Below are 17,256 nucleotides of genomic sequence, written 5' to 3' on the forward strand. Positions count from 1 at the left end.
CCTGTGTTCAACCCATTTTTCAATATGCGCGCCGCTGCCAATCACGACTGCGAACTCGCTTGATCCGACGAGAACGGCTCACCGTATAGGCGAGCATGAAAAGATTCAATCCGAGCCATACAAACAACAACCCATATTCCACAACGGGATGCTCTCTCATTGCTTGGGCGGTTGCTGAGGTTCGTTCCTGCTCCGGGCCAGGCGGAGGATCATGGCGAAGCAGCGGATAGGTGATTTGTAGATCGCCTGCTTGAACAGACAAATGACCGTCATCCGTTAGCTCGACAAGTGGCTCTGTCCCTATCGGAGCGGTCGCAAACAGCTTGTCCACTGTCGTATACGTAATCACAGCATCGTTTCCTGGCACGGCTGCCTGCGTATACGCTTTACCCGAAGGCGCCACTTCCTTGGTCTCAAAATGAGCAAACCCGTAGTCGAGCATCTTTGTGACATCTTTGTAGGCATATGCACTTGCTCCAGCTTTCATGGTCACGGCAATGAACTCCGTATTCCCCCGCTTGGCAGAACCGACGAGTGTATGCATGGCTTGATCGGTAAATCCGTTTTTAATCCCGGTCGCGCCTTCGTAGTCACGCAGCAATTTATTGTGGTTAATCAGCTCGGACTTCCATTCCTTTCCGTCCCAAGGCAGCCGATTCGTCCCTACAATTTCTCGAAAGATGGGATTCGTCATCGCATAACGTGCAATTTTCGCCATATCGGAAGCTGTGGTGTAATGATTCGGATCGTGCAGGCCGTGGGCGTTCGCGAAATGCGTCTCTGTTACGCCTACCTTTTCCTGCAAATAGGCATTCAGCTCTTCTGCAAAATGTTCGGTGGTCTGGCTCATGTGCTCTGCAATGGCAGTCGCCGCATCGTTTCCTGAATGCATCAGAAGTCCGTATTCCAGTTTGCGCAACGGAACCTGCTCGCCTTCTCCCAGGTATACGCGAGTTCCTTCTTCATATCTTGCCTTTTTGGAGACGGTGACAATATCGTCAGGATTCCCTTTTTCGATCGCATAGATACCGGTTGCAATCTTCGTGATACTTGCTGGATACAGCTTTTCATGAGGGTTCTTTTCAAACAGGACTTGTCCGGTTGTCGCATCAATCAAAATCGCTGACTCTCCGCTCAGTGCATCAGGTGAAAGTGTTGACGCATCTTCAGTATAGGCCTTAGGTATGCCAGGGCTCCAAAGAGCCGTGACCACAACGAGAAGGTACGTGAGAAGAAAACGCATGTTAGTCTATATCCTTTCCATACTTTATCGCGCTTTTACATGTGGCTTAAGCTCCTAACTATCTTTCCCTACCCGAGACGTTTTCCTAACAGATCGTAGATCATTTTGAACTTCGGATTGTCTGCGAAGGCCTCTTCAAACCCTCGGACATGCTCCCGATACAAGGCCGAAGCCGCTTCCAGATCCTGCTTCACATACAGCTGGAAAATTTCTTCCAGCTTGTCTTCGAGGGTCGTATCTACCTCTGCTGGGGTCAAAATTTCCTGACGCAGGTTATTCATCAAAATGTCCAACTGATGGGTAATGACGGAAGCTTCCTGCAGCTGCACCCATACATTTTCCGGAATGTTTCCTGCGTATTTGTAACGCAATTCATGCTCATTCGTCGCCCAGAAATTCATTCCCAGTGTCCGGATTTGAATCTCGCAAAACAAGTTGATTTTTTCACTGCCATGATAAACCGTGTAGGATGCAATCATATGGATGCTGCGGTAACCCGAATCTTTCGGCGATGCAATGTAGTCCTTGATATCGTGAATGACGATATCTTCCCGTTCCTGGAGCAGCTGCTGCACTTCACGAACGTCGTCCACATAACGGCAAACGATTCGCAGCCCCGCGATGTCGGATACTTCCCGCGCGACAGCCTCCTGCCAATTTGCATCCTGAAAATCAATGCCTTTTTCTTTTGCTTTTTTCATCAAGCTGTCCACTTTTTTTACCCGACCCACGACAAACTCAATGGGCGAATAACGTCCGCTTTTTTGAAAGCCGTATTTGATTCCTTTCAGCTTCAGCTTTAATTCATCTACTGCCTGCTCATAAGGTGCCAAGAAATGAACCATATTGTTCAAAACCTTACTTGGCACGGTTGAGATTTTCATGATTTCACACCTCTCATTACTTCCATTGGAAAGGTGATGCCTCAAAAAAAGGCTGCGGGTTCACGTAGGTGTTCCCGATCAACATTCCATAATGCAAATGGGGACCCGTGGAGAACCCGGTGGTACCCATACGCCCGATCACCTGTCCCTGCTTGACTTCCTGTCCCGCTTTTACCTCCAGCTTGGACATGTGTGCGTAAATCGAAAAAACATTCAATCCGTGGTCGATGATGATGGTATTGCCCGTTAAGTACAAGGAATCAGCAAGAACTACTTTCCCGTTGTTGCTGGCCCAGATCGGCGTTCCTGTTTTGTTTGCGATGTCGATCGCCGAGTGCCTGTTGGCCGGAACACCGTTCACGACTCGTTGATAGCCAAAAGGAGTCGTCAAAGTTCCCACAGCTGGTTGTTTGAATGGTCCCGTAAAATAAGGGACTTGCGCCGATTTGGAGCGGGCGGCGTTGATTTTCTTTTGGTCTGCGTTAATCCGGTTCGTATCTTGTCGCATCTGTTCCATTTGCTTGCTGACGGTAAGAACGTCTACAGCAAACTTTTTGGACTTGATCGTCAACGGGATCGTCAGCTTTTTATCGGCGGTCTGGATTTGATAGGCACCTGGTTTGGCATTGAAGGGAATGGGAATAAATCGGCTGTACTCTCCCTGGGAAGGCTGCAGGCGATATGTCTGTGGGAAGAGTGTCACCGATTGCGCACGATTACTTCGCACCAAAATAACGTCGCCTGGGTACGTGATGCCAGGCATCACGGCTAGAGGCGGCTGCTGCTTTTGAAACTGAACGTGTACTTCCTCCATGATTTCTTTGCCGTATGTGCTTGTCCCGGACGCGAGTGTCAGGGCAGCGATCAGCATGAAACCGACCATCGATTGTAACATTGCCGTTCCCTCCTATTTTCCAGTATAACAAAAGAGTCTGCGAAAGGAAAAAGAAAAAGAAGGCTGGAAAGCAAGCCTTCTCCAATCTCCTTACAGCTTTTTGGTATAGTCAGCCATCATATCCATAATCGATTGCACGCCGTTTAGCATTTCACTTGCACGCTTCGTTTTTTGGGAGATGGTGTCAAAATCGAGTTTGCCTTTTTTGCGATCGTTCCACTTTTTAAAAAGTTCTTCAGCCGCACTTGGATTACTGCGAACGGACTCGACTCGTGCCTGGTCTTCCTTGAGCCACGCCTCGAATTCAGGATGGTCCTTCAATAAGCGTTTCACTTCTTTTCGTTTCATCCGCGGACGCCTCCCCTCTGGTGTACAAACGTACATAGTTATTTGTTCGTTACACCATATGACTAGTCCGCGAATGTGCTTGTGTGTTTGCACTATGTATGGAAAGAAAGGGCGTTTCCCACAGGCCTAATTGGTCCACAATAGAGAAAGGCCCCAGCGAGGGACCTTTCTTCATCCAGCTATTTACTTGTGATGAAGCGCGTGGCTTAGCGACCTGCCATTTGCGATTCCGCGAAGCTCACCAGACGCTTGGTGATTTCTCCACCAACAGAACCGTTTTGACGAGAAGTTGTGTCTGGTCCGAGATTTACACCAAATTCAGATGCAATCTCATACTTCAGTTGATCCAGAGCTTGGTTCGCTTGAGGAACGAGCAGATTGTTGGTTCCACCTTGGTTGTTAGCCATGATTGATTCCTCCCAACGCGTTTTTTCTTCCAGGACGGGGTTGAACCGTCAGCGTTTGCTTCCCGCCGGCCGGGACCGGAAGATGATAATTGGTGCGAAAGTTGTTTGATTGACCTCTCGTGGTACTATCATCCCACGACAGCTGGGAGCCATACGCACTTTTTGAATTGTAAAATCTGACAGGGACCAGAATGCCCTGTATGCTATAATGTTGCATAGAGTTGGATATGAGAGGGGCTTTGCAAGTGAGTCAACACGGAAAAGTACTGCTCATTGATGGGATGAGCTTTTTATTTCGCGCGTTTTACGGTTCTGCCTGGGGAGGAGCTTACCGACAAACCTCGACCGGTGTGTACACCAACGCCGTCTATGGCTTTACGAAAATGATGCTGGACTACGCGGAATTGGTAAAGCCGACCCATCTGATCGTGGGGTGGGATGTCGCTTCCCGAGAATCCCTCGTCCGAAGTCAGTGGTACGATGGCTACAAATCGAATCGCCAAGCTGCCCCCGAAGAACTGATCCCCCAATTTGATTTGGTCAAAGAAGTGACGGATGCATTTTCCATCCCGAATCTGGGGTGTCCAGGCTATGAAGGGGATGATGTTCTGGGCACACTAAGCACCAATCTATCATCAGAAGGTTATCAAGTCGTAATCGCGACCGGAGACTACGACAGCCTGCAGCTGGTATCGGATATGGTCAGCGTGAAGATCCTGAAAAACGGCGGCAAACACGAGCATTACAATCCTGCGAGCCTTCTCACCCTCCGCGGCATCTCGCCTGAGCAAGTGGTGGACGTGAAGGCGCTTATGGGCGATACGTCTGACTGTATTCCGGGCTGTCCGGGAATCGGGGAGAAAACAGCCACGAAGCTGATTACCGAGCATGGCGATCTGGACCGGTTATATTTGAACCTGAACGCTTGCACGCCAAAAATGCGCGGCAAGCTGGAAGAACACCGTGACCAAGTCTACCTGAGCCAAAAGCTGGCAACGATTATTCGCGACGTACCGATTGAATACTCGATCGAGGCAGCGACATGGGAATACGATCGAGCGGTTGTCCGTGATAAATTTGAAGAACTCGAATTTGGCCGCACGATGGCAAGCAGAGTCGGCTAAAGCGAGGTGAATGGCTATGAATGCGGATATCGCCAAAAAATTGCGATGGAAGCCAGGGATGCGTTTCCTGATACTGAACCCATCCGAGGAAGCATGGAGCTTATTCTCATCAGGCTACGAGGATGCCTCCCCCGTTGTTTCCCATGAGCCTCTTTCACAGGGGGCTGGGGCTGGTTCCTTTGATCTCGTTCTTTTGTATGTGAGTAGCGCTGCAGAGCTTGCTGAATGGTCTTCTGCGGCTTTGTCCGCCGTTTCCAGCGATGGTTTGCTCTGGGTCGCCTATCCAAAGAAAACGTCCAAAATCAAAACAGATATTCATCGTGATCAAGGCTGGGAGCCCATCAGCGAGGCTGGTTGGGAGGGCGTTGCACTGGTATCCCTCGACGAGACATGGTCAGCGATGCGTTTTCGTCCGGCCGAGAAGGTGAAAAAACCTCGAGCTGCGCGTGTAAAGGAAGAGAAGCCTGTGTCATCTTCTGCGGAACGAATCGTCGTGGTGCCTGAGGATTTGCAAGCCGAGCTGGACAAGCAAGAGCAAGCCAAGCAATTTTTTGATCGGCTGGCTTACACCCATCGCAAGGAGTATGTGCGGTGGATTACAGAAGCCAAACGCCCAGAGACTCGTGCCGGTCGAATCACCAAGACCCTCGAGCGGTTGAATCAGGGCATCAAAAACCCGTTTGTCAAATAGCAGATACAAAAAAGACGGCAGCCTCGGAGCGATAAAAAACTCCGGACTGCCGCTTTTTTATGTCTGGAATACATCCAATAGCATCCCTGACGTCTGCTCCTGATCTGTTTCCCATGAAGTCGCAAAGCGCACCCGATGAGAAACGCCTAAAATATCGTACGTTTGAACCAGATGCTGACGGGCAGAGCCGATGATGAGACTGTGCAGGCGCACTTGCTTTCTTTTTCCCAGATCTGCCAACTGATCCTGAACATACGGCGATATGCCGCCGACCCCGTCCGTTACCATGACGAAATCTGCGCCGCGAAGAGCACTGTCCTCATTCACCAGCTCGATTCCCCGCTTCATGGGAGAATCGAAGTGCGTGCCCCCACCGAATGCCATCTGGGCCAAGCCGTAAAAGGCGGGCCAGTCCGGCTTCTTGTAGGATATGGCTTGCTCCCGCAGTTCTCCCTTTGCACCAAAGAGCAGGAGGACGAAGTTGCGTTTTTCGAGCATGGCGAGTGCTGCGAAGGTCATGACGAAAATCTGGGCCAGTCGAAGCTTTGGCCCCCGCATCGAGTGTGACGTGTCCAGCATACAAATGACTGGTCCTTTCGGAGGCTCCTCCACCCAGCCCGAGGTATCGTACGTCATGAGCTTTTGCTCGACCCATTTGAGCATAAAGTACGTTTCGTAATCCGGATCCGCAAGCAATACCGCCTCCCCGGGCAGCATGTGCGCTATGTCTCCGGATTGGCGCAGATCGTAGTACTCTTCAGGCAGTTGCTTGGTACGCATTTCTTTGCGTTTGACGCGAAACTGGCGGACATTGCGCCCGATTTCGGCTAAAAACGAGAGCAAATCCGGATGGCGCTTCAGTTTTTCAACCCATTTCAGATACTGCTCAAAGCTTTGCCGGCGCAGCTTGCCCAGCTCATGTCCCCAGCTCCGATTGGCAAAGCGCTGGCTAGCAGTAAACAGTTCATCGACGAACAAGGTGTCGAGATCTTCTTGGGAAAGCGATTGTTTGAGAGACTGCTCCAGCCATTGGCCCAGTTCACTTTCAAAGGCTGCAATGGCTTCCTTTTCCTGCCGCACTAGACGCTCCAGCTGTTTCTCCCTCTGACCCAGCTCTTCTTCCAGCTTTTTCACCTTTTGCAAAAGCTTGGTGCGCTTGGTGAATTGGACAGCCATTTCTTCACGCAGTTGGGAAATCTTCTCCTGCAAGGATTGAACCTCGGCTCGAACCAGTGGTTTCGTGTCCAATGCCTCCTGCTTGTCCTCCACCATTCGCTTCCCCTGCTGCAGGGTATACCCCACGAGCGCAAGCTTCGCGACTTGCTTTTCAGACAGGAGCTCGGACAGTCTGGCTTCCTGGCTCCCTTCTTGGCCCTGCTTTTCCTTCAGACCCGCAACCAGCGGCGAGAGCTTCTGATCTTTTTCTCGCTGCTGAACTTCCTCCGCAAAGGTCTCTGTCAGCCAAAGCAAGGCTTTGATGGCTGTCTTGAAAGCCGCGCTCTCCTGCCCGACCGTTCGCGGATGAATCATTTTGGTAAAGTACTGCTTCATCAGTGTGCGAATCATCCAATGGTGAAACGGAGTGGCCTCTTGAGTCAGATCGACTTCCGGTTTCTCCAGGTAAAAGACAAAAAAGAAATCGGCAAACAGCTCCAGTTCAAACCATGGCGCACGTGCCTTTGCTTCCTCTACCCATTCCTGAGCCGTACGGGACGAGGCGAGATATGTATCAAACAAATACCGGTCCACGCGACTGGCACGTATGATCATGCTCACCACCCCCTACAGCGTATAATCGTACTCCGTGCCGGCGATCTCCTGATCAAACACCGTGCGGAACGTTTTCTGGAGCTGCTGGAGAATGCGTTCCCCTTCGATGCGCAGATACGCGTATTTCACGGTGTATTTTTCCGGATTATGTATCAAACGGTTCTTTTCAAATATGTAGCCGGGCAAATCTTGCTCCCGCTTTTGCCATTGCAGCAGACGATTTCGGAGGTCCCTGGCCGACTCCTCCAGCTCAGCGCGACTCTCTTCGAGCAGCTGGCGGTTGCGTTCCAAGGCATCCTTCCCCATTTTTGCCCCGACTTCCCGCTTGAACTGATAAGCGTGCAGGTCTGATTCTTTGGACTTCCATTTTTCGGCGATCTGACTGAATCTGCGCAACGGCAGGTCATTTTCCAGCTCCGCCTTGAGCATTTCCGTAAACTGATTTTCAAACAGCTCACGCATGACAGGCAAATCCTCCGGCACATCCCACATCATATGCGGAGTAAAAATCGTATCCCAGATGGCGACCTGCTCGCGGCCGTGCAAGGCAGCAGAGGTTTTCCAGACATGGGCGATCTTGCTCCAGCGGCGATCCGACAGGCGGTATTCCTTGGCTTCCAAATCCTGCTTGACTTTGTACAGGAAATAGATGATGGATTCAGGAATGGTGACCTGCGCGGCAGCAGATTGGACATCGGTTACGTCGTAAAGGGAAAAGACGACGGGAAGTTCCGTTTTGGGCAAGGAAAACATCTTTTCATAGCTCGAAGCATGCTGCAAATAGCCGACTTCATAGCGAAAAAGAAAGCGGTCGTACAGCGCTGTCAGCTGCTCGTCATCGTCGGGCAGTTCATTGGATGCGGCAATGAGGAATTGCAGCGGAACCTTTTCTTTTTCTCGCCCGTTGAAGTAAATGCGCTCATTCAAGATCGACAGCAGTGCATTCAATATCGCGCTGTTTGCCTTGAAGATTTCATCTAGAAAGGCAAACTGGGCAGCGGGCAAGTACCCGTCTGTTTTGCGAACGTACTGATCCAGCTTGAGCTGCTGCAGAGAAACAGGTCCAAAGATTTCATCCGGTGTCGTAAATCGCGTCAACAAATATTCAAACCAATGCTCAGATCCGAACAAATGAGAAACCGCACGTGCAAGCTGCGATTTGGCGGTACCCGGCGGGCCGATCAAAAGAGCATTTTCCCCGCTGATCATCCCGAGCATCAAGAGTCGAATCAATTCGCTCCGCTCGAGAAAGCGACGCTCCAAAAGCTCGATCGCTTGGTCCATTTTTCGTTGGATTGGTGTCGTTGTGTTCATGGTATGTTGTGCTCGCCCCAATATGTGGAGGTGAGGCAGCACCTGTCCCCCCTCGTGCTAGGATCCCAAGTATGGATGAAATGGCACTGTCTTCATTAATAGTCGCATACCGCTCTCAAAAATGCCAGTTTCCGAAGCGAACCGCCTGCCTTCTCCGCTCTCACCCATACTCGCCGTCCCGCATATGGTGTGACATAAGGGATTGTAAACGGAGAAAACAAAAAGGAGGGTTCGCTATGGGTATTGAACTTGCTTGGCTGCACGGCGTCTATGTCTTGTTCGTTCTCGGCATTATTTTATTGATGGTCCTGCGACGTGACACCAGCCTCATCAGCATCGTCGGGATCGCCATCCTCGGATTGGTCGCGACAGGTTCCATTACAGCGGCTGTCGGTGGGATTTTTGGCAGCTTCATTTATGCCATCACCGAACTATTGCCCACCATCCTGGTCATCTGTATCATCGTGGCCATGAGTCACGTCCTGACAGATACAGGTGTCAATGAGACGATGATTCGGCCGATGACTCACTTGATCCGCACCCCTGCGCTTGCCTACTGGGTGATTGGTCTGGTCATGATGGTGATCTCCTGGTTTTTCTGGCCATCTCCTGGCGTCGCCTTGATCGGTGCCGTCATGCTGCCAGTCGCTCTGCGGGCCGGACTGCCGGCCATCGGCGTTGCCATCGCGATGAACTTGTTTGGACACGGGATTGCATTGTCAGGGGACTTCGTCATCCAGGGTGCTCCTACCTTGACCGCAAAAGCGGCTGGCATCCCCGTCCAGGATGTGATTTCAGCAAGTATCCCTCTCGTGATCGTCATGGGGGTAGTCACCACGCTCGTCGCGTTCTGGTATTTGCGCAAGGACATGAAAATCGGGTATATACCAGCACCTACGGACGATGCAGCTGTCCCTGACTCCGTGTTTCATTCCGCTAAAGTCCCGCTTCCACCAGGCGTGCGCAGCACACTGGCTGCCGTTGTCCCCATTCTCTTTTTGCTAGACGTGGTCGCCATGTTCGTTTTTGAATTGCGCGGGGGAGATGCGACGGCGCTCGTGGGCGGAACGGCCTTGCTGATCCTCATTATCGCTACCATGCTCGCTCACAAGGAAACTGGCCTTGAGCAAGTCACGACCCATCTGATTCAAGGCTTCCAATTCGGCTTCAAGGTGTTCGGTCCCGTCATTCCTATTGCCGCTTTCTTTTATATGGGGGACAGCGGGTTTGTCAAAGTGTTTGGGGAAGTCCTCCCCAGTGGTTCCCATGGGATCGTCAATGATTTGGGCGTTGCATTAGCTAACACGATTCCCATCAGTAAAGAGGTCGCTGCCCTTACCTTGACGGCAGTGGGTGTCATCACCGGATTGGACGGCTCTGGGTTCTCGGGCATCACGCTGGCTGGGTCTCTGGCGCAGTTATTTGCGACAGCACTGGGCTCAGGTATCGCTACTTTGACCGCACTCGGACAGATCGCAGCCATCTGGGTAGGCGGAGGAACGATCATACCTTGGGCTTTGATTCCAGCAGCTGCAATCTGCGGAGTCGACCCTTTCGAGCTCGCACGGAGAAACTTGTACCCGGTTGCTATCGGCCTCATCGTAACAACGATTGTCGCCATGTTCCTCTTGTGAGAAAGCTGAATAGATAGAGAGGCGATCGGTCACAAGACGGTCGCCTTTTATATCGATGAGGTTGGACAAGCGCTGGCTCGACATAAGCTTGCGCTAAACCAGTTTTCCAGATTCTGTTTTTGATGGAAGCTCATACACTTGTACTAGCATCCCATTTGGAAAGGAACAGGCCGGTATGAAGTTGTGGGGAAAAAGTATCCAGGTCGCTGCCACTTACATCGGAACAGTGGTTGGTGCCGGTTTCGCCAGCGGTCAGGAAATTCTCGCCTTTTTTACATCGTATGGCCATGCGGGCACCATCGGGATCTTGGCTGCCACAGCCTTGTTCGTATGGCTCGGCTACAAAATGATGCTGCTCGCACACCAAATGCGTACCCCCTCCTACGAATCGTTTAATCAACAGCTGTTCGGCCCGCTCATCGGGCGTACGATGAATGTGCTCGTCTTCCTGACCTTGTTTGGCGTAACCACTGTCATGCTGGCTGGCGCCGGATCGGTATTGGAGGAGCAGTTTCACATTCCATATCTCGCTGGCACCATTGCCACGCTTTTCCTCGCCCTGCTGATATTGCGACAAGGGCTCGAGCGATTGCTCGTGGTCAATGCCATCGTGGTGCCATCCATGCTCTTGTTTGCGATCCTCATCCTACTCGAAGGAAATGCGGATTCTCCCCTTCCCCTGACTGCACCGAGCAATTATGTTTTTCTTTGGAAAACGGTCCTCTACGTCTCCTTTAATCTGGCGATGGCTCAATCTGTCCTCATCCCGATCGGCTATGTGATCCGCGAGCCGGTCATCCTGTTTCGAGCTGCCGTCATCGGGGGAGTCGTCCTCGGCTTCATGCTGCTGGTCGTCCATACGTCGATGCTGGCAAATTGGGACGATGTGCGCTTCATGGATATCCCGATCCTGTTTGTCACAGATCGCTGGAACGAATGGCTGCAGCTGTTTTTCGTGTTTGTCCTTTATTCCGAGATCTTCACGACGCTCATTTCCAACGTGTTTGGCATTGGCCAGCAGCTTCGCGAGATCTTTGATGTTCCCGAGACCCGTCTTTATCTGCTCTTGTTCCTGGCGGCCTTTTCCCTCTGCCTGATCGGTTATTCCCAGCTTTTGATGTTCCTCTACCCCCTATTTGGCTACCTCGGCCTCACGACGCTTTGCCGGATCGCCTTTCCTCGGCATCACCTCGGCAGGCAGCGGTTCTAACGTTGGTCATTTTTCCAAAAGGAAAGCCAAACCTGCTGCATGAGCAGGTTTGGCTTTTTCGATCTCTGATTTTTCGAGGTCACTCGTCTGCCAGCCACTCTAAGATTTTGCTCGTCTCCGTCACCTGAGCGAATTCCTCATGCAAGCTCACCAGCGCCAGATGATGAATGTCTTCCGCTCGATGCCGCTTGCCGTCAAAACTGATCCGTTCGAACGTTGCGGTCGCATCTGAAACCAGGTAAGGGTCAAAGCCAAGATTCTTGGCCATTCGCGTTGTTGTCGATACACAATGGTCTGTCGTAAGTCCTGCGATGACGAGGGTTTCGATTCCTGCTTCTCTCAAGTGTCCTTCCAGGTTTGTGCCGATAAAGGCGCTGTTCACCTGTTTGACCATGACCGGTTCGTTTGGCAGAGGGGCGACGATCGATTTGATATCCCGTCCAGGATGATGAGGTAACGAAGGGTTGCTGATGTGTTGAATATGGATGACCGGTCGATTCGTCTCTCGCCAGACGTGCAATAATTCGGCCATTCTCTCCTCAGCGTTTGGATTGTTCCGCTGACCCAGTGCGGGATCATCAAAGTGATTTTGGACATCAATGAGGATCAATGCTGCATTTTTCGCGATTTTCATACAAGTCCCTCCACGCCTTTTTGAATGGCAGGTTGGAAACCCATCAGCCTTTTAACCTGATCTGTGTTCTCTTTGGTAGTCAGTGCCTCTAGCAGCGTAAACGCCACATCAAATGCGGTAGCAGGATTGTAAGACGTGATAATATTGCGGTCGATCACAATAGGTTGGTCCGGCAACACGTTGGCTCCCATTCCTGCGAGCTGAATTTGTCTCTTGCGTTCATTCAGGTGGTACGTGGTCGCATTTCTACCCGTCAGAGCACCGCATTTGCCAATGGGTAATGCGCCGACGCAAATGGATGCGATGATTTTCCCCTGCCTGTCAAACTCACGAATGAACTGCAAAACGTCTGGTCGAAAGGCATCCTCGTAAAATCCAGCTGTTTCAAATCCTCCCGGTAAGGCTAGCGCATCGAATTCTTCCACCGTCACTTCTGACAGGATCTTTTCCGGAATGACCGTAAAATTCCACGTGCACGTGAGTTCTCTCCGCGTGCCGACAGTCACCAATTCGGTCGTGCCATCGCCCTCATCTTTGTTCCAGCCGATCACATCTGTAAACACGCTTGCTTCCACTGCTTCAAATCCATTCGGTAAGAGCAAACATACTTTTTTCATCACAAGCACCTCCATGAGAGGATCTTATGCTAGAATGAATCATTAGTAAAATTGAAAGATCCAAACGAAATGTTTAGGATTCCTGATGACACAGAAAGATAAGATCGATCGAGGTGATACGGTATCGAGATCCGTCAGTTACAATCTTTTAAAACCGTTGTCGACATGAATAGCTTCACGAAGGCCGCACAGGCTCTTCAGTATTCGCAGGCAACGATTACCTCTCACATTCAGCAGCTCGAAGATGAGGTCGGCATGCCCTTGTTTGACCGATTGGGCAAGAAAATTCAATTGACTTCCGTCGGGCATGAGATGTATCCGTATGTGGTTGAGCTTTTGACCTCTTACTCGAAGATCAAGCATCTGTCTTCCGATGACCAGACACTCAAGGGTGAGCTGCGGATTGGGGCTTCGGAGACGATCACCGTTTACCGGCTTGCCTCTGTACTCTCCCAATTCAAACGAATGTATCCGGAAGTTACGGTTTCCCTCATCAACGACAATTGCCTTCCTCTACGTGAAAGACTACACGCTGGAGAGTTAGATATTGCCATTACTTTGGAGCCAAAAGTGCATGATCCGCAATTATCGGTGGAGATCTGTTCGGATGAGCCACTGGTTTTTGTGGAGGGCTTCACTCATTCTGCGAAAACCCTGAAGGAAGCAAACGGTGAGTGCATCATTTTCAGCGAGAAAAATTGTTCGTTACGCCGCTTTTTTGAATCGCTGTTGATCGAACAAGGAATCAGTACGAGTAATCATCTGGAGTTTACCAGTATGGAGGCCATGAAGCAGTGCGTGGCAAATGGTTTGGGGATTAGTCTCATGCCCTACATCAGTGTGAAGGCACTCTTGCAGGAGCAAAAAATGAAGGTCATCGAGTTTCCAGACAAAGATCTCAGGTTCTATGCGCAAATCTCCTACCACAAAAACAAATGGTTATCGAAAGCGCACAAGAAGTTTATTGAAATGGTCTTGGCGCACTAACCCTCCAATCAAACCAAAAGACACCTATTTGGGTGTCTCTTCACTTGATTTTAGTAGAATTAGTCAGGAGCGGGCTTTTAGTAGCGATCGTTTGTTCTAACTTTCGATTGAACAGTAACATCAAGGCATTCGCAAAAAGAATACTCATGGTGATATAGAAAACATAACGGATGTCATACACCGCGGACACCGTGCTTCCCAGTAGAGGGCCGATGAGGCTACCGAGAAATTGGGCAGACGAATTGAAGCCGAAAGCCCGGGCCTGAGCCTCCCGTGGAGCCAGCTTTTTCACAAGAACATTGAGAGACGGCAGCATGCCGCCGACAAACAGTCCTAGCAGGAAGCGCGCGATCAAGAGTACGGTGATATCATGGGTTACAGCCTGCGGGATAAAGGTTAAGCCCGACATCACCAGCGAAAAAATGAGAATTTTCCGCTGACCGATGCGATCCCCGTAACGCCCAAGCAAGGGAGACCCAATCAGATTGGCGACACCGGTGATGGAGACAACCAGCCCCGCAATAAATTCAAGATGGACGCCATGATAAAGCGATTTCGTATAGATGGATAGAATCGGCTGAATGGACATCATCCCAATTTGGGTGACCGTGGTCGCGACAAATATGGGAATCAACGGTGTCAGCGTTCGCCAATCGCCCGATCCAACTGAATATTCTTTCTTTTCCGTTTGTACAGGAGTTCCTTTATCCACGAAGATCATCACAACGACACTCGCCATGAGGAGAATCATCCCCGTCAAGACGAATACATCGCGAAATCCGAATGCTTCCGCTAGAATGCCTCCGATCAGAGGGCCGATCAATCTTCCTGCCATTTGGCCTGTCTGTAATGTACCCAAGGCGTTTCCGGCATGTTCGTCTGGTGTGACCGACGCCTGCAACGAGATGGACATTGAGATAAAACCGGAAAAAACGCCGTTGATCAGCCGCAAAACAAGAAGTTGCCAGGGCGCGCTGACAAATCCCATGAGGATGGTCATAATCGCCATCCCAATTCCAGCTCTCAGAAGCATCACTTTGCGTCCGTATTTGTCTGCCATCGCTCCCCAGATTGGCTGGAATATCACAGCCGTCAGCGATTGCGCTGCAAAGATCCACCCAGACCATAGATTTACATCTTTCGGATGATGAACACCAAGTTCTTCGATATACAAGGGCAGGAAGGGGATGATCAGACTGACCCCCGCCACCGCGATAAAATTAGCTGTCCATAAAATCCATAAGGTTCGTTTCCATTTGATCATGGCTGATGCCGGTTCAAACTTTCGATCCAGGCGCCAGCCGTCATCACGTCGGCCTGACGGGGAAACACTTTCTCCATGAGCACGCGATGAACCTCGGGATCGGCATCGAGACATGCATCCGAAAGCACCTTGAGCGCGAAGTCCTTATCCGCCGCTTCCCGCAGCGTCGACAAGACGACGCCACTCGTGGCGATGCCGGTGAGTACCAGAGTGTCGATCCCGCTAGCGCGGAGAATGACTTCCAAGTCACTGCCGGCGAAGGCGCTCACGCGGCGCTTCGTCACGATCAACTCACCCGGCTGCGGCTGCACTATGCTGTGAATTTGCGTCGCCTCGTCCGATTCCGTCATGCCTCCAAACTTGGCAACCGCCGAAAAAGCCTTGTTGTTCGGGCTAACTTCTTGATAGCCTTCACGAAAGGCGACGCGGACATATAGCACCGGGATGTCGTGGCTGCGCGCTGCTTCGATCGCCTGCTTCAATGGAAGCAGCACCTCTTGCTTGTCAGTGAACCGCGATACGATCCCGTTCTGCAGGTCCATTACCAGGAGAGCCGTGTTTCGAGACTCACTTCTCATGGGTTTGAACACTCCTCTATCGTATGTTAGGATGAAACGGAGACCTCTCCTCTTATTTAAGCGGAGAACTCTCCGCATGTCAATACGGAGTACCCATGGATGGAAAGGAAGCTGGAAAACATGAGCGAGAACGAGTCCCCACCCTTTCGAGCGGAGCGCCGAGATGCAGCAGAAAATCGACAACGAATCCTGAACGCAGCTATCCGGTTGTTCGAGCAGTATGGCGTCGAGCAGGTCAGCATGAATCAGATTGCCGCAGAAGCGCAACTCGGTTCGGGTACGCTCTATCGCCGCTATCGCAATAAGAGCGAGCTGTGTCTGGATCTGATCAAGGATCATGTCGATCTCCTGTTTGAGGACATGGAGGCTTATTTAGAACAGAACCTGGCTGATTCCCCAGATCTGCGGTTGCGAGGCGTGCTGCGTTTATTCCTAGCTTTTCGGGAAAAAAAGTTGCAGCTTCTGACGGGAGTCGAGGAGTCCGCATCGTTGAATCGACCGAAGCCCCGCACGCACGGCCCAATTTACCACGAATTGCACAAGCTGCTTGTTGGACTGTACGAGGAGATGGCCGCAAGCGGAGTCGAGCGAACACCCCCGGACAGTGTCTTCCGAGCCGATATGCTGCTAACCGCCCTGAGTAGCGACTCCTATATCTTCCAACGTGACGTCCGCGGTTATTCGCCCGAAGCGATGCTGGAGCAACTCTACAGGACTTTCGTGATAGCGAAGGAGAAATGATCGATTGTAAGGACAGGTAATTAACGCCTTCCAAACACTCCTGTTCAGTGAAAATAAAATAGAAGACCGGGACACCTTATGCTTCAAGGAGTTCCAGTCTTTTCTATCACTAGATATTTGAAAATATTAGCAGACCTAACTTGACTGACTCACTTCGCCCAAAAATCCGACTAGTTTTTCCAATCTCCTCTGAACAAATCGAAAAGTTTATTTCATGCAGAACTGGTATAATATAGAATGCAATGGAAAGAACGTCAACCAAAAAGGAGAGAAGAAAATGCCTGTTAATCCTTATCTGGTCTTTGATGGAAACTGTCGGGAAGTTGTAGAATATTACGCGGACGTCTTTGGGACGGAAATACCAGGAATCATGTCCTTTGGCGATGCGCCTCCGAATCCGGATTATCCGCTCCCCGAGGAAGCAAAGCAACTGGTTATGCATACGAACATCACCGTCTGCGGAACCAACATCATGTTCTCCGATTCTTTCCCAGGCACCCCCTTTCAAGCAGGCAACAACTTCAGCCTCGCAATCGTCCATGACAACACAGATGAAATGAAAGCTTACTTCGAAAAATTAAAAGCAGGCGGTACAGTACGAATGGAACTGCAAGAGACCTTCTGGAGCAAATTGTACGGCAGCGTGGTCGATAAGTATGGCATCGAGTGGCAATTTAATTACGCGAGCTGTGAACTCGATCAATAAGTTATTGCGAGAGCACCTTCCTTGCGAAGGTGCTTTTGGTTTACACACAAGCAAATAATGCACTCCTCAAAAAATTCTTTCCGATAAGCGCGCCAACTTCATTGTTTCATCCATAAACTATTTCAGAAAGTGATCAGTAAGCCTTTCTCGCCAAATAGCGCATAATAGAGCTGGAAATCTATCGACGGATCGGAAACTTCCCCTTCCGT

The 17,256-nt window shown here is 50.7% G+C and carries 18 protein-coding genes; 7 read left to right on the top strand and 11 right to left on the bottom strand.

Annotated elements, in window-relative coordinates; genetic code table 11:
- Positions 1-19 precede the first annotated feature (19 nt).
- From JNE38_RS15280 to JNE38_RS15300, 5 genes are all read right to left on the bottom strand, one after another.
- Positions 20-1,243: a D-alanyl-D-alanine carboxypeptidase family protein gene (locus JNE38_RS15280; protein ID WP_203357321.1), complete on the bottom strand. Its 1,224-nt coding sequence runs from the start codon at positions 1,241-1,243 to the stop codon at positions 20-22.
- Positions 1,244-1,311: 68 nt separating this feature from the next.
- Positions 1,312-2,127: a GTP pyrophosphokinase gene (locus JNE38_RS15285; RefSeq protein ID WP_203357322.1), complete on the bottom strand. Its 816-nt coding sequence runs from the start codon at positions 2,125-2,127 to the stop codon at positions 1,312-1,314.
- A gap of 16 nt (positions 2,128-2,143) precedes the next feature.
- Complete coding sequence (locus JNE38_RS15290; protein WP_203357323.1) at positions 2,144-3,022, bottom strand: M23 family metallopeptidase; 879 nt, start codon at positions 3,020-3,022, stop codon at positions 2,144-2,146.
- Between the two features lie 90 nt (positions 3,023-3,112).
- Positions 3,113-3,370: a hypothetical protein gene (locus JNE38_RS15295; protein WP_203357324.1), complete on the bottom strand. Its 258-nt coding sequence runs from the start codon at positions 3,368-3,370 to the stop codon at positions 3,113-3,115.
- 206 nt (positions 3,371-3,576) lie between these two features.
- Entirely contained in the window at positions 3,577-3,777 is a 201-nt protein-coding gene (locus JNE38_RS15300) for an alpha/beta-type small acid-soluble spore protein (protein ID WP_203357325.1), read from the bottom strand.
- 245 nt (positions 3,778-4,022) lie between these two features.
- On the opposite strand from JNE38_RS15300, the gene JNE38_RS15305 reads away from it, so the two are divergent.
- Together JNE38_RS15305 and JNE38_RS15310 are read left to right on the top strand one after the other, a co-directional pair.
- Positions 4,023-4,901: a 5'-3' exonuclease gene (locus JNE38_RS15305; protein ID WP_203357326.1), complete on the top strand. Its 879-nt coding sequence runs from the start codon at positions 4,023-4,025 to the stop codon at positions 4,899-4,901.
- Positions 4,902-4,917: 16 nt separating this feature from the next.
- Positions 4,918-5,592 carry a YdeI/OmpD-associated family protein gene (locus JNE38_RS15310; protein WP_203357327.1) on the top strand — a complete coding sequence of 225 codons (675 nt, stop codon included), beginning with the start codon at positions 4,918-4,920 and terminating at the stop codon, positions 5,590-5,592.
- 57 nt (positions 5,593-5,649) lie between these two features.
- Here the strand turns inward: JNE38_RS15310 and JNE38_RS15315 are convergent, their stop codons facing one another.
- Together JNE38_RS15315 and JNE38_RS15320 are read right to left on the bottom strand one after the other, a co-directional pair.
- Positions 5,650-7,362, bottom strand: a complete 1,713-nt coding sequence (locus JNE38_RS15315; protein WP_203357328.1) for a hypothetical protein — start codon at positions 7,360-7,362, stop codon at positions 5,650-5,652.
- Positions 7,363-7,374: 12 nt separating this feature from the next.
- Positions 7,375-8,676: an AAA family ATPase gene (locus JNE38_RS15320; RefSeq protein ID WP_203357329.1), complete on the bottom strand. Its 1,302-nt coding sequence runs from the start codon at positions 8,674-8,676 to the stop codon at positions 7,375-7,377.
- A 236-nt stretch (positions 8,677-8,912) separates the two neighbouring features.
- Here JNE38_RS15320 and JNE38_RS15325 point away from each other — a divergent pair, with 236 nt between their 5' ends.
- The gene (locus JNE38_RS15325; RefSeq protein WP_203357330.1) at positions 8,913-10,310 is read left to right on the top strand and encodes a hypothetical protein; all 1,398 of its coding nucleotides are present in this window, start codon (positions 8,913-8,915) and stop codon (positions 10,308-10,310) included.
- A 175-nt stretch (positions 10,311-10,485) separates the two neighbouring features.
- On the top strand, positions 10,486-11,520 hold the full coding sequence (locus tag JNE38_RS15330; RefSeq protein WP_203357331.1) for a YkvI family membrane protein: 1,035 nt from the start codon (positions 10,486-10,488) through the stop codon (positions 11,518-11,520).
- Positions 11,521-11,599: 79 nt separating this feature from the next.
- On the opposite strand, the gene JNE38_RS15335 is transcribed toward JNE38_RS15330, so the two are convergent.
- Both JNE38_RS15335 and JNE38_RS15340 read right to left on the bottom strand, forming a co-directional pair.
- Entirely contained in the window at positions 11,600-12,154 is a 555-nt protein-coding gene (locus tag JNE38_RS15335; RefSeq protein ID WP_203357332.1) for a cysteine hydrolase family protein, read from the bottom strand.
- Entirely contained in the window at positions 12,151-12,771 is a 621-nt protein-coding gene (locus JNE38_RS15340) for a DJ-1/PfpI family protein (protein ID WP_203357333.1), read from the bottom strand. The genes JNE38_RS15335 and JNE38_RS15340 overlap by 4 nt, the downstream gene beginning before the upstream one ends.
- A 129-nt stretch (positions 12,772-12,900) precedes the next feature.
- Between JNE38_RS15340 and JNE38_RS15345 the strand changes: the two genes are divergently transcribed.
- Positions 12,901-13,758 (top strand): LysR family transcriptional regulator, encoded by an 858-nt coding sequence (locus JNE38_RS15345; RefSeq protein ID WP_275296720.1) that lies wholly within the window; start codon positions 12,901-12,903, stop codon positions 13,756-13,758.
- Between the two features lie 40 nt (positions 13,759-13,798).
- Here JNE38_RS15345 and JNE38_RS15350 read toward each other — a convergent pair whose 3' ends face one another.
- The gene (locus JNE38_RS15350) at positions 13,799-15,022 is read right to left on the bottom strand and encodes an MFS transporter (RefSeq protein WP_203357334.1); all 1,224 of its coding nucleotides are present in this window, start codon (positions 15,020-15,022) and stop codon (positions 13,799-13,801) included.
- Positions 15,019-15,600 (bottom strand): cysteine hydrolase family protein, encoded by a 582-nt coding sequence (locus JNE38_RS15355; protein ID WP_203357580.1) that lies wholly within the window; start codon positions 15,598-15,600, stop codon positions 15,019-15,021. The genes JNE38_RS15350 and JNE38_RS15355 overlap by 4 nt, the downstream gene beginning before the upstream one ends.
- A 99-nt stretch (positions 15,601-15,699) precedes the next feature.
- Here JNE38_RS15355 and JNE38_RS15360 point away from each other — a divergent pair, with 99 nt between their 5' ends.
- Together JNE38_RS15360 and JNE38_RS15365 are read left to right on the top strand one after the other, a co-directional pair.
- Positions 15,700-16,341 (top strand): TetR/AcrR family transcriptional regulator, encoded by a 642-nt coding sequence (locus tag JNE38_RS15360; RefSeq protein ID WP_238933681.1) that lies wholly within the window; start codon positions 15,700-15,702, stop codon positions 16,339-16,341.
- 277 nt (positions 16,342-16,618) lie between these two features.
- Entirely contained in the window at positions 16,619-17,047 is a 429-nt protein-coding gene (locus JNE38_RS15365; protein WP_203357335.1) for a VOC family protein, read from the top strand.
- The last annotated feature ends 209 nt before the right edge of the window (positions 17,048-17,256 follow it).

The organism is Brevibacillus choshinensis (assembly GCF_016811915.1).
Classification (GTDB): domain Bacteria; phylum Bacillota; class Bacilli; order Brevibacillales; family Brevibacillaceae; genus Brevibacillus; species Brevibacillus choshinensis_A.